Origin of the sequence: Acinetobacter lwoffii (assembly GCF_022967985.1) — a bacterium.
Lineage (GTDB): Bacteria > Pseudomonadota > Gammaproteobacteria > Pseudomonadales > Moraxellaceae > Acinetobacter.
In genome coordinates this window covers 11,282-24,838 of sequence record NZ_JALJVC010000002.1, presented here as the reverse complement: position 1 = coordinate 24,838, position 13,557 = coordinate 11,282, and the positions used below count along the sequence as shown (strand labels likewise).

11 protein-coding genes are annotated in these 13,557 nt (G+C 45.5%); 2 read left to right on the top strand and 9 right to left on the bottom strand.

From position 1 onward, the window contains the following. Positions 1-88 precede the first annotated feature (88 nt). The gene (locus MWG72_RS01540) at positions 89-487 is read right to left on the bottom strand and encodes an MAPEG family protein (RefSeq protein ID WP_005108437.1); all 399 of its coding nucleotides are present in this window, start codon (positions 485-487) and stop codon (positions 89-91) included. A 100-nt stretch (positions 488-587) separates the two neighbouring features. On the opposite strand from MWG72_RS01540, the gene MWG72_RS01535 reads away from it, so the two are divergent. Continuing rightward, positions 588-968 (top strand): hypothetical protein, encoded by a 381-nt coding sequence (locus MWG72_RS01535; RefSeq protein ID WP_005108436.1) that lies wholly within the window; start codon positions 588-590, stop codon positions 966-968. 51 nt (positions 969-1,019) lie between these two features. Here the strand turns inward: MWG72_RS01535 and MWG72_RS01530 are convergent, their stop codons facing one another. The 6 genes from MWG72_RS01530 to MWG72_RS01505 all read right to left on the bottom strand — a co-directional run bounded on the left by MWG72_RS01530 (position 1,020) and on the right by MWG72_RS01505 (position 9,502). Further along, on the bottom strand, positions 1,020-2,696 hold the full coding sequence (locus tag MWG72_RS01530; RefSeq protein ID WP_004644897.1) for a long-chain-fatty-acid--CoA ligase: 1,677 nt from the start codon (positions 2,694-2,696) through the stop codon (positions 1,020-1,022). Between the two features lie 150 nt (positions 2,697-2,846). Beyond that, positions 2,847-5,066 (bottom strand): DNA topoisomerase IV subunit A, encoded by a 2,220-nt coding sequence (gene parC, locus MWG72_RS01525; RefSeq protein ID WP_219307623.1) that lies wholly within the window; start codon positions 5,064-5,066, stop codon positions 2,847-2,849. 165 nt (positions 5,067-5,231) lie between these two features. Further along, a complete protein-coding gene (gene niaP, locus MWG72_RS01520) occupies positions 5,232-6,551 on the bottom strand; it encodes a niacin transporter NiaP (RefSeq protein WP_004644895.1) in 1,320 nt (439 codons plus the stop codon). A gap of 129 nt (positions 6,552-6,680) precedes the next feature. Then, on the bottom strand, positions 6,681-7,325 hold the full coding sequence (locus MWG72_RS01515; RefSeq protein ID WP_004644893.1) for a trimeric intracellular cation channel family protein: 645 nt from the start codon (positions 7,323-7,325) through the stop codon (positions 6,681-6,683). 61 nt (positions 7,326-7,386) lie between these two features. Continuing rightward, on the bottom strand, positions 7,387-7,851 hold the full coding sequence (locus tag MWG72_RS01510; RefSeq protein ID WP_005263978.1) for a YchJ family protein: 465 nt from the start codon (positions 7,849-7,851) through the stop codon (positions 7,387-7,389). 73 nt (positions 7,852-7,924) lie between these two features. Continuing rightward, positions 7,925-9,502, bottom strand: a complete 1,578-nt coding sequence (locus tag MWG72_RS01505; protein WP_005248442.1) for a TerC family protein — start codon at positions 9,500-9,502, stop codon at positions 7,925-7,927. A 332-nt stretch (positions 9,503-9,834) separates the two neighbouring features. On the opposite strand from MWG72_RS01505, the gene MWG72_RS01500 reads away from it, so the two are divergent. Continuing rightward, entirely contained in the window at positions 9,835-10,455 is a 621-nt protein-coding gene (locus MWG72_RS01500) for an LOG family protein (RefSeq protein ID WP_004281026.1), read from the top strand. A 66-nt stretch (positions 10,456-10,521) separates the two neighbouring features. Here the strand turns inward: MWG72_RS01500 and MWG72_RS01495 are convergent, their stop codons facing one another. Next, positions 10,522-11,496: a hypothetical protein gene (locus MWG72_RS01495; protein ID WP_086044352.1), complete on the bottom strand. Its 975-nt coding sequence runs from the start codon at positions 11,494-11,496 to the stop codon at positions 10,522-10,524. Positions 11,497-11,649: 153 nt separating this feature from the next. Continuing rightward, the gene (locus MWG72_RS01490; RefSeq protein WP_420908499.1) at positions 11,650-13,467 is read right to left on the bottom strand and encodes a choice-of-anchor I family protein; all 1,818 of its coding nucleotides are present in this window, start codon (positions 13,465-13,467) and stop codon (positions 11,650-11,652) included. Between the last annotated feature and the right edge of the window lie 90 nt (positions 13,468-13,557).

The window sequence follows — 13,557 nt, the reverse complement described above, 5'->3', positions numbered from 1 at the left end:
TAAAAAACCGCGACAATTATAACGGTTTTTAAAGATTTTTTTGGATTTTAAAATATCGAACTGTAAATATGTCCGCAGACCTGATGACTTAAACTAACTTGATGATCAGCAGCAATAAAGCTACCGGACATAACATCGAGAGCAACCATACGATAGAGCGTAAAGTCGCCCAGTTGGCTAAATAGCAGATTCCGTACAACACACGAAAAACCAGATAAGCTACACCAAAAGTCATCACTACACTTTGCGGCACCACCATATATTCCGCCATTAGAATAGCAGCAATAAAGAGTGGCAAACTTTCAAAGCTATTCTGCTGGGCAGCATTCGCGCGACTGGCCAAGCCTGAAGACTTTTCTAAAAATGCCCGTGGGTTCTGATTGTCTTTGCTGCTGAAGCCTGCTGATTTTTTTGCAATCAATGTAAACACATAAGGCAAAAGACAAGCGGCCAAAATGAGATAAATAACCCCACTAATGCTGTGCATCTGTTTTTTCTCATGAAAATTTTATCTCTATCATAGCATGGCATTTCGTGAATAAATTTTGTTAAATAGAGTGCTTTTTATTACTTGTTAAGGATTCACTATGGTCGCGCCTGATCAAAATGAAATGTTCGATGTCCTCGAGAAACAACGCCAGCATCAACGTCAAGTGGATCGCGTATTAAAAATTGTCCTGCCGATTGTGGCATTTCTGATGGCTGTCATTTGTGCCAATATGAATATCTGGTCACCAATCTTCACCTTTGCCATTTTATGGATTGCCTTTTATTTCGTCGGTATCAAGCGTATGCCTCTCTGGCACTGGCTGGTCGCGATTCTGGTGTATTGCTTGGTCGATAACATTCTAAGTTATGGCAGCTTTAATCAAACCGGATTTACTCGCCAGTTTGGCACCATGTTTATCTTCTTGGGAGTAGTTGGTGTAGGTCGTCCTTATTTTGATCGCTGGTTAATGAAAAAATAAAAAGTCCAAATCAAAAAAAGCGCCTGACGGCGCTTTTTTTTCTTATAGGTATTAGGCTGTTTTACGTAAATCTTTACGCAGGATTTTACCTACGTTTGATTTTGGCAATTCATCCATAAACTCGACATAACGTGGACGTTTATAACCGGTCAGGTTTTCTTTAGCGAATGCTAAAACTTCTTCTGTGGTTAAAGACGGATCTTTTTTCACGACAAACAGTTTTGGCACTTCACCCGATTTTTCATCTGGCACACCAATCGCAGCCACTTCCAGTACTTTTGGATGAGTTGCTACAACTTCTTCAATTTCAGATGGATAGACGTTAAAACCAGACACTAAAATCATGTCTTTCTTACGGTCTACAATTTTCACATAACCACGTGAATCCATGACACCGATATCACCGGTACGGAAGAAGCCATTCACCATGACTTTTTCAGTTTCATCCGGACGGTTCCAATAGCCTTTCATGACCTGAGGACCACGGATTGAAATTTCACCTTGCTCACCCAGTGGAACTTCATTGCCTTCATCATCCAGAATAGCCACTTCAGTCAATGGTAATGGAATACCAATAGTGCCACTGAATTCTTCAGACGCAGGTGGGTTTGCTGTTGCCACCGGAGAAGTTTCAGACAAACCATAGCCTTCAACGATATTGGTTCCGGTAACTTTCTTCCATGCTGCTGCAGTAGAAGGAAGTACGGCCATACCGCCGCCCATCGCCATTTTCAGTTTACTATGATCAAGTTGCTTAAACTCTTCATTGTTTACCAGCGCATTGAACAGTGTATTCACTGCCGGGAAGAAAGTCGGTTGATATTTACGTAGTTCTTTCATCACCGCAGGTAAATCACGCGGGTTTGGAATCAGAACGTTCGCCTGACCTTTGTACATACCGTAAAGTGCGCATACCATGAATGCAAAGATATGATAAAGCGGCAAGGCACAGAAAATACGGTCATCTGGCTGACCATCTTGCGCACCAAATTTACTCTGGAAGATGCCGTCACACTGCAACATGTTCGCAACCAGGTTACGATGTGTCAGTTCAGCACCTTTAGATACACCCGTCGTACCACCTGTGTATTGAAGAACTGCTGTATCACTAAGGGTCAATTCAGGGCGTTTATAGTTACTTGGATTAACTTTAGATAACGCCGCATTAAATCTCACATGGCCTGGAATATCCCAAGCTGGAATTTGCTTGCGCACAGAACGCAAGACAAAATTTACCAAAGTTCCTTTCAAGGCACCCAGCATGTCACCGACAGAAGCGACCACGACATGCTTCACTGGTGTTTTACCAATAATCGCTTGATAAACAGAAGCAAAGTTTTCAATAATCACCAGTACTTCAGCACCTGAGTCATTCAATTGATGCTCAAGTTCACGCGATGTGTAGAGTGGATTCACGTTGACCAGTACCAAACCTGCGCGGAACACCCCAAGTGCCACAACCGGATACTGAAGAACGTTTGGCATCATCACTGCCACACGTGAACCTTTTGCTAACCCCAAGCTTTGTAGATAAGTTGCAAACTTACGGCTCGCCTCTTCCAATTCATTGAAAGTCATGGCCTTATCCATAAAGATAAAGGCATCACGCGAGCCGAATTTTTGGAAATTACGCTCAAAAATATCTACTAGAGAAGTATTTTCTGCTGGTAATTCTACTGTTTCTGGAATCCCTGTTTTTTGGTATTCAGCAAACCAAATTTTTTCCATAATGGCCATCTCTCCAATCATAATCCTTAGTATTTCAACTGTTTTTTTCAATATCACACGCCATTTTTAGACTTGTATATGTGCGATATTGCATCCATCTTGTTGAATCGTTGTTCATATATAACGTATTTCGCAGGATGGATGCTAGTCTTATCTTTGAATCAACAGTTTATTTGCTTTTTGATATCCGCGTGGTAAAAGCTGTCCTTTTGCACCGCGCTTGCCGATATATTTGCGCAAATCATCCCCTTTTAATTTTAACTGCTGTTGTCCTGCAAGCACTTGAATTATTTCATCAAGCTTCAATAGTGTCATGGACAAAATTTGATCACCATCTTCAAGTTGTATCAATTTATTTCCTTTACCTTTGTTCAATACAGGTAATTCTGCTAAATCGACAATCAACAGACGTCCTGCTGAACTGAGCAGTGCAACATGTGTAGCATCTTCGAGCGGCTGCAGGTTCATGACCTCTGCCCCTTCAGATAAATTCAGGAAAGCTTTCCCCGCTTTGGCACTGGTATCCAGCTGCTTGGCCTGGGTTTTAAAGCCATAGCCTTTGTTGCTTGCTGCTAGAATTTCAGTTTCATCCTCTGCCACCAGAACCTGTTTAAAACCTACCCCACTGCCTGGAGACAGTTTTGAACTGAGTGGTTCGCCGAGACCACGCGCAGATGGCAGCGTGTTGATGGCCAAGGCATAACTACGCCCAGTGTCATCTAATACATAAACGCGTTGATTGGATTTGCCCTGTGCATGACTCAAGTATTGATCACCCGCACGGAAATTCAGATTTTCTGCATCGACTTCATGACCTTTGGCACAGCGAATCCAGCCAGCTTCTGATAACACCACCGTTACCGGATCGGCCGGCAACATTTCAGTTTCATTAATTGCAGCAGCTTCGGCACGCTGTACGATTGGCGAACGGCGATCATCGCCAAATTTCTTGGCATCGTCTTTCAGCTCAGAAATGATCAGGCTTTTTAAAGATTCCGGATTGGCCAATTGTTCACGAATTACTGCCGCTTTCGCTTCCAGTTCTTCCTGTTCACGGCGCATTTCCATTTCTTCAAGCTTAGCCAAATGACGCAATTTCAGTTCCAGAATCGCTTCGGCCTGAATCTCGTCAATGTTAAAACGCTGCATCAAAACTGGTTTTGGCTGATCTTCTTCACGAATAATCTGAATCACTTCGTCAATATTCAGATAAGCAATGATCAGACCGCCGAGAATATGTAGGCGTTTTTCGATCTTGTTCAGATGATATTGCAGACGGCGTGTTACCGTGGTTTTACGGATTTCAATCCATTCTAGTAAAATACGACGAATCGATTTCACCTGTGGACGGCCATCCGCACCAATCATGTTCATGTTGACGCGGTAGCTGGATTCCAGATCGGTGGTGGCAAACAAGTGACTCATCACCGATTCGGCATCAATACGATTCGAACGCAATACAATCACTAAACGGGTTGGATTGGCATGATCCGATTCATCCCGTACATCGCTGACCAAAGGCAGTTTTTTGGCCTGCATCTGATCGGCAATCTGGGTGATGATTTTGGAGCCTGACACCTGATAAGGCAGTTCGGTGATGATAATTTCGTTTTTATCGACGCTATAGACCGCACGCATGCGGTAGCTGCCACGACCTGTGGTCTGAATTTTTAACAGTTCAGCAGGCGGGGTGATAATTTCAGCTTTGGTCGGCAAGTCTGGCGCAGGAATATATTCTGCGATTTTTTCATCGGTCAGGTTCGGATTACGAATTAGCGCAATCGTCCCTTTGACCACTTCACGCAGGTTATGCGGTGGAATGTCTGTGGCCATACCGACAGCAATACCAGTGGTGCCATTCAGCAAGATGTTCGGTACACGTGCCGGCAAGTTCACCGGTTCTTTCATCGAACCGTCAAAGTTGTCCTGCCATTCACAGGTGCCCTGTCCCAGTTCAGACAGTAATAGTTCACTGTACTGGGAAAGCTTGGCTTCGGTATAACGCATCGCTGCGAAAGACTTTGGATCATCTGGTGAACCCCAGTTGCCCTGCCCTTCAATAAACGGGTAACGATAACTAAAGGGCTGTGCCATCAGCACCATGGCTTCATAACAGGCCGAGTCACCATGCGGATGGTATTTACCCAGTACGTCACCGACTGTACGTGCCGATTTCTTTGGTTTGCTGGTCCATTTCAGGCCCAGCTCACTCATGGCATAGACAATCCGGCGCTGTACCGGTTTCAGGCCATCGCTAATATGAGGGAGTGCCCGATCCATAATCACGTACATGGCGTAATTCAGATAAGCTTGTTCGGTAAATTCTGCTACGGAGCGGTTTTCTGTCGCATGATGCGCAAGGCTTGTCATAACAACCTATAGTCCTAAATAATTCGTTTTTGTATCAATGTTTCTTATGCTAAGTCGTGGCTGTAGATGACACAAGGGCATCAAATCGTTCAGCGCGACAATTTGTGTCTTATGGCCTAAAAATATCCACTTTATAGGCCCTAAGCAACTAAAAAATCATTCCCTTTATAAGCCCATCGATTCGAGGGTCTTGCCTTTGGTTTCTTCACCCAAGACCAGAATCACAATCGCGACAGCGACCAGAACTGCCGTAAACATGGTAAAGACATAGCTAAAGCCATTCGGCATACCCATCAGATGGGTTACAGCAAAAGGTGCCGCGATACCGCCAATCCGGCCAACAGCCCCGGCCCAGCCTGAACCAAAGGCACGGATATTGGTCGGATATTGTTCCGGCGTATAAGTATAGAGTACGCCCCAGGCACCCAGATTAAAGAAGGACATCAGACAGCCCCAAATCACGATTTCAGTAACACTACCCGACTGACCAAAGAAATAGGCAGAAATCGCGCACATGCCAATAAAGCCGGCCAAAGTCGGCTTACGACCGAGTTTTTCGACCAGCCATGCCGCCACCAGATAACCGGGCAACTGCGCCAGAATCATAATCAGCACATATTCAAAAGACTGGACAATGCTATAGCCTTCTTTGACCAGTAAACTTGGCAACCAGGTAAAGATGCCATAATAGGAAAAGATAATACCGAACCAGATCAGCCAGAGCATAAGCGTACGGCGCGCAAAGATACCCGACCATAACTGGGAAAATGAAATATTCTGCTTCTCTGCGACCGGTTTCACTTCAAAAATTTCATAGACTTGAACGCCACATTGACGCTCAATCTTTTTCACCAGTGCCGAAGCTTCCTCTATACGGCCACGGTTAATCAGGAAAGGAATAGATTCCGGCACCATTTTCCAGATCACGATGGCATACAGCGCAGGCAGGCCACCAATCATGAAAGCGGTTTGCCAGCCAAAATCTGGAATGATAAAGCGCGATACTAGCGCCGCGACCAGCCAGCCCAGCCCCCAAAAACTTTCCAGCAAGACAATAAAACGGCCACGTACATGCGCAGGAATATATTCACTGACCAGCGTTACGGCCACGGGTAGCTGACCACCCAAGCCCAAACCGACGATAAAACGGAATACCAGCAGCCAGGTCAGATCCGGTGCAAAAGCACAAGCTGCAGTGGCCAGGCTATAAATGACCAGGGTCGCAGCAAAGACTGTTTTACGGCCAAAACGGTCTGCCAGGCCACCTGAACAAATCGCCCCGATCGCCATGCCGACAAAACCGATCGACACCACCCAGCTTTTTTGATCGGCAGTCATCTGCCAGTCTTCAGCCATTTTTGCCAGGATAAAGGAAATCAATCCGGTATCCATCGCATCAAACATCCAGCCCAGTCCAATCACCACCAGCAAGGTGTAGTGAAACCTACCAATCGGTAAGCGTTGTATGCGAGAAACTAAATCCATAACAAAAATCTCTGATCAGGTGGAACGGGAGATGCTGCTTTCTCAACAGGTGGGCTGCTTTATATTTTTTATACTACGAATTGAGCTGAATGCGGCTATTTTTATTGCCGCACTTTATACATTTAAAAATTAAGATTCGTCTTTGGAAGATGCCGAGTGCTCATCATCATCTTTATAAATGAATTTTGGCATTTCCAGACCAAAATAGATGGCGATCAGACGTAAGCTAAAACCAAAAATCAGGGTAGACAAAATGGTCAGATCCTGCGACAAGCCGTAGTGGCTACAGAGCCAGTAAAAGATCACTGAAACAAAGGCAATACTGGCATACAGTTCACGGCGGAACACCAGCGGCACGTCATTACATAAAATGTCACGCAAAATCCCGCCAGACACTCCGGTCAAAACACCCGCGACGGCGCTGACCACAAAACCATGTCCCATTTCCAGGGCAATCTGGCAGCCAATAATGGTAAAGCCAATGAGCCCCAAGGCATCCAGTACCAGGAAGACATTACGTAACTGTCGCATCCATTTGGCAATCAGGATGGTGACGAAGGCGGCGCAACAGGTCAGCACCAGATATTCGGGATGTTTGACCCAAGTCAAGGGATAATGTCCGAGCAGAACATCACGGACCGAACCACCGCCCAGTGCCGTGACACAGGCAATAATCATCACGCCAAACCAGTCCATGCTGCGCCGGCCAGCGGACAGTGCCCCGGTCATGGCTTCAGCGGTAATTGCAATAATATAGATGACGGTCAGTAACATCGCCCTGCTTCCACCTGAGGCTATGAGATGGCGGCTATTCTAAGCTAAATCTGTGTGAAAGTTATAAGAATCCGGCACAACATTGCTTAAATTTTTTCCCCGAACCACAAATGCAGGCCTGTTTCATGGTGATGTTATGGTCTGTAGTCGGATCCAGAAAATACCAGCGACCTTCAAACTTCACAAAATGCGAAGCTTCATGATGCACCTGTGCCTGCTTGCCATCATGATAATGTGCCTTAAACTCGACCAAGGCATGATTTTTATCTAGTTTTTCATTGGCTTGAACAATTTCAAGCTTTAACCATTGATTGGCTTTACTCCATTCACTAATTGCCTGCAGATCCAGCGCTTGTTGCTGACCCAGCGCAGTCGTGGTTTTGATGTAATCGATTTCATGCTTGGCGAAGGCACTGTAACGGGAACGCATGAGTTGCTGTGCAGTCTCTGCGACCTTTTGCCCTACATGCAGTGGCTGACAACAACTGTGATATTCGCCTTGTCCACATGGACATGCTTCTGACATTTCAGTTCCATAAAAATAGCCCGACAATGCGGGCTATTTTAGCAAACTTTACAGGCCAAACATTGGCTAGAATCTAGTCCTGTGCAGGAAGCTGCGGAATGATATGCACTTTATCGATCTTATGACCGTCCATCGTCACGACCTCAAAGATATGCCCATCTGCTTCAAACTTTTCACCGCTATGTGGTAAACGTGCCATATGGAACAATACATAACCAGATAAAGTCGAATATTCTTCGGTTTCATTGACCAGATCACGATCCAGCAGCAAGGAAACATGACGAATATCGGTGGAACCATCCAGAATCAGGCTGCCATCTTCCAGGCTTTCCGCGGCGGCTTGCAACTCATCTTCATCCGGGAATTCACCGGCAATTGCTTCAAGAATATCAATTGGGGTGGCAATCCCTTCAATTGAACCATATTCATTCAGGACAATTGCCATCTGCAATGGAGCCTGACGCAACTGTTCCATCACCATCAAGACCTGGGCATTTTCATGCACAATCACCGGTTCACGTAAGTGCTTTTCAAAATCCAGCACCCCGGTTTCAATGTATTCGTTGAGGACTTTATGGGTCAGTACCACACCGGCAATATTATCCAGTTCACCCCGGGCGATAATCAGACGCGAGTGGCTCATCTGCAATAACTGTTCTTTGATACTGTCAGCGTCATTGTCCAGATCAATCCATTCCAGTTCAGGACGTGGCGTCATTACCGACTTGACCGGACGTTCAGACAGACCCAGTACCCCCTGCACCATGACACTATGATAGATGCCATTGTCATCATTAAAGACTTCATCAGCAAAGGCACGCGTAGCCAGAACATCTTCCGGTTCAGACGAATCATTGTCCTGAGCAGGTTTACCACCCAGCATCCGCATTACGGCTGAAGCAGTACGGTAGCGCATATCCGTGGTGGTCACCATTTTTTCCTGATTGCGTTTCATGGTCTGGTTAATAAATTCGACAATCACCGAGAAGCCAATTGCAGCATACAGATAACCTTTCGGAATATGGAAACCGAAGCCTTCGACCACCAGCGAGAACCCGATCATCATCAGGAAGCCCAGACACAGAATCACCACGGTCGGATGTCTGTTGACGAAATCCATCAGGGCTTTGGATGCCCAGAGCATAATCCCGATGGCAATAATCACGGCAATCATCATAACTGACAGGTCTTTGACCATGCCAACCGCAGTAATCACGCTGTCCAATGAGAAAACGGCATCCAGCACCACGATCTGCACAATCACCATCCAGAATACCGCATGGACCGGATTTTCTTCTTTGATGACCGGTTTGGCTTCCAGACGCTCATGCAGTTCCATGGTGCCTTTAAACAGCAGGAATACCCCACCAAACAATAGAATCAGATCTCGGCCCGAGAAAGCATGATCAAAAATGTGGAACAGTGGATCAGTGAGGGTCACCACCCAGGCAATCGAAGCCAGCAAGATCAAACGCATCACCAAGGCCAGCATTAAGCCCACAATCCGCGCGGCATTACGCTGTTCTGGTGGCAGTTTCTCCGCCAAAATGGCAATAAAAACCAGATTGTCGATCCCGAGTACAATCTCAAGAACAATTAATGTGAGTAAACCGACCCAAGCTGAAGGATCCGACATCCATTCAAAGATCATACGCTTGGCTCCTGACACTCAGGACTGCTGCATTGAATGAACCGAGACTGTAATGAAACAGCATAATATTTTTGATATTGAATAATATCAATTATTTGACGGCGATTTATAGAGTTACACGGCCAACTACCACTACCCATTTTCGTTCTATTGTTGTGAAACCAATTTTTAGTATAGCAAGATCAAATCGAAATTCACCTTTTTTCATGGCTGTTTATCGATGAATTTTGCCTAGCTATAATGCAGTGAAAATGTAGCCGCACACAGAATTGTCATATTTATTAATTAAGCTAGAGTCACAAGAAAGAAAAATGATAAGGTGAAGAAAATAAATGCAAAGCGTAATTCAAATGACAGATTATTTTAAAGAAAACTCCCCAAAAACAACACGCCCTTTAGTGGCACTCTATTGTGGTTCACGTGCAGGCAACAAACCGGTTTATTTAGAAAAAGCCATTCATCTCTCGCAAGGACTGGCAGAACATGGTTTTGGTCTGGTCTATGGTGGTGCCAGTATTGGCCTGATGGGACAGGTCGCGGATGCCATGATCCAGCATGGTGGTGAAGCCGTTGGGGTGATTCCTGAATTTATGCTGGATTATGAAATTGCCCATAATCAGCTGACCGAATTACATGTGGTGACCAGCATGCATCAACGTAAAGCCATGATGGCCGAGCGGGCCTGTGCCTTTGTGGCCTTGCCAGGTGGACTCGGCACGTTTGAAGAAATTTTGGAAATTGCCACCTGGGGCCAGTTGAACCAGCATCAAAAACCGATGATGTTGTATAATGTGAATGGCTTCTATGATGCCTTGATTGCACAGCTGGACCGTGCGGTCGAAGATGGTTTTTTACCGCCACAGCATCGCGCCAAACTGATCATTTGCGAACACGAAGAAGAAATTTATACAACTTTAACTAATTTAGGCCATCCGCAAAGATTTGTGGTTTAAACCATTCCAATTAAGATAAAAGCGAGCACCTGGCTCGCTTTTTTATTGGATTTTTAATATCAGGACTTATTGACCATAATTCGTCACAAACTCATAAAACATCGGCAAAGTTGTTGCCAGAATGACCGACATGGCCAGACCGAACATCAGTTTCATGGCATCTGCACTGACATTACGTGAAGTACGATGTTTGTTGACTTCATCCAGAATCATTGACATGGCAAATTCACGACCTGCGAGTAAGCCCAGGAATACCCAGGTGGTACTCATTGGAATGTTGCTCCACTCTTTAAAAACTAACAGGATAATGGCATACATGAAGTCGATAATCGTTGCAGCACGAATGTCGGTCACACCGGTTTTGGTGTCGACAATGTTCTGGATCGCCCCGCCACGTTGATACAGAATCACACCCAGCAAGACCACGAATACCGTAATCGCAAACATCAGGAATTCAAACGGCACCTGACGTGGCACATACACGAAGATGTTAGCCAGATCCTGAATCAGCCATTGACTCCACAGGAAACCGGTAGAAACCCACTGCAAGCCCATCCAGACCTTGGAGTGCTCCTGATGACGTGTCTTGGCAAAATGGCGTGCCAGCTGCTTGACCACAAAACGATAGATGACAATCGCTACAATAAAGGCGACGGCATAGCCCATCATCGATTTGACCATCATCGAGCCTAAGCTGGCAGGAGAGAAAATCGTAAGCACCAGGAAGGTGGTACTGACTGGAATCCCGTATCTGGTCAGTAGTAACAGGAGAATTGGCGGCACAATATACAGCCAGGTAATACCACCTTCAGGGAAAGGAATCGTTTCTAAACGACCGTATGAGGCATCACCCACCCCAGATGCATACCAACCATAGACCAATACGACAATTAAAATTGAGCTGATATAAATCCACAACACCCACCATGGGCGATGTGAATTCGAAGAAATAAATGTCCCTAGGGTTTGAGGTACATCATTTCCGACAATAGAGTAAGCGGCCAAACAGAAGCCGATCACCATCAAAATCTCGATTGTCATAAAAACAAACCTATACGCGAGGAGATTTCAGCATTGCTGAAAAGTTGGCCCAAGATTATGACGGTTTTATTTCATTTTAATGACAAAAATGTCATATATGCGGTCACCTTACAAAAAAGAGCACCGAAGTGCCCTGAATTTAAAAGCTTTTGACTACTTGAGATTTACTTGATAAATCGTGGTACTGCCACTGACTTCATGGCCGACCACCAAGAGTGGTTTCTTATTCGGGGAGTCTTTGGCAGGAATAAATACCAAACCTTCCGGTCCTAAATCACCGGCTTGTCCTATTTCAATCTGCTCTGTGGTCGCTTTAAAATCACGTGAATTGATATATTGCACGAAGACTGGTGATGCAGGTGTAGACACATCATAGACCATGATGCCACCGACACGCTCCAGCCCAATAAAGGCAAAGGTTTTTTGACCAATCTGCCCCAAGGTCACCCCTTCAGGTTCCGGCCCTTTATTGTCACTGCGATTATCCAGTCCGGCTTCTTCATGATTAAAGTTGAAAATCTCAGGATGATGTTTGGCAATATACTGCTCAAACTGATCACCCGAATCCCATACCAGTTCTAAACCGGTCTGTTGATCATTTTCCACCCAGATACTGACCGAGCGTGTACCAAAGCTATATAAATGATCATAGACCAGATTGCCCCGTTCATTCAGTTTGGCTGTACCATCGGCATTTTTTTGATAGCCTTCAGTCCACGTAATATTTAAACGTCCCAGCAGATGATCTTCACGGCAGTCTTTGGCATCCCCTGCCACCGCGCCACAATACGCAAAATTATTCGGATTGAGTTCTGCTCCTTTGGCCAATACACGAAGATGAGCTGGCAAATCATCACCCAGACGGCGGTCAAAACCTTTGGTATGGACCAAGTGTTTCACCCGCCATTCTTCTACAAAGCCCTGGCTGGTATCGTTATTGAAATATGCAGGATTGTTTTCACCCCAGGCACGGGCATCGCCTTCATTGGCAGACACAATATAGGTTTTGCCCGCGACCTCGAAACTTGCAATCGCATCTGGCATATATAAGCCACGGACATTGGCCCAAGTTTGAATATTGATTTTGCCTTTACCGTCGATACCATCCGCATCGCTGATATCCATGCCATGACCCTTCATGCCATGATCTTTGAAGCCAAATGGATAAACAGCAAGTACTTTGGCAGAAGCCACATCAATTTTGGCCAAGGCATTGTTTTCCTGTAAGGCAACCCAGGCGGTTTTTCCATCTTTTGAAACAGTGATGTACTCAGGTTCAAAATCCTGCGCTGCGCTGGCCTTTGGTCCGAAAATGCGGATGCCCTGTTCACGCAATGCTGCTTCCCGTCCGTTAAAGGCCTTAAAGTCTGCTGTACGAACGATCGGGGCTTTTAAATTGGCCAGACTAATGACAGACACTGAACCTTCTGGATCGACCTGATAATCATCAGAAGGCTCGCCTTCATTGGCCACCAGCAAGCTTTGACCATCCGGTGTGAAAGTCAACATGTCCGGCAAGGCACCCACCTGTACGTGGGCCAGCTTACTCAGGTCTTTGGCCTGATATAAGGCCACATAGCCAGGATCGGTTTTCACAGCAGCCTGAATCGCAATGGCGACAATGCCATTATGTACCGCGACACTGTTGACCTCAGCCTCTGGCGCAATGTCATCGACCGTGATAGATGTTATTTTTTTCGGCTGATCAGGTCGACTTAAATCCAGTACATCCAATACGCCTTCTTTGGCATTGACCACGAATAGGCGTTGACTCTCGGCATCAAAGGCCGGAATTTCTGCTGCACTTTGCGCAAACATACCCGATTCATAAGCAGCTAATTTGCTTAACTCGATCGAGTTCGGTGTAGCCTCGACGATTGGAACCGGTGTTTCATTTTCATTCTCACTTCCACATGCCACCATCCCCACAGCCAGCATGGCCACTATCAAAGACTTTAATTTTAATTTCATTTTTTGTTGATCTATCATGAAGAATTCGTGACCAATTTATAACCAGAGCATTGCAGTGCCATGACAGATCGGTTGCAGTTACTTGACACA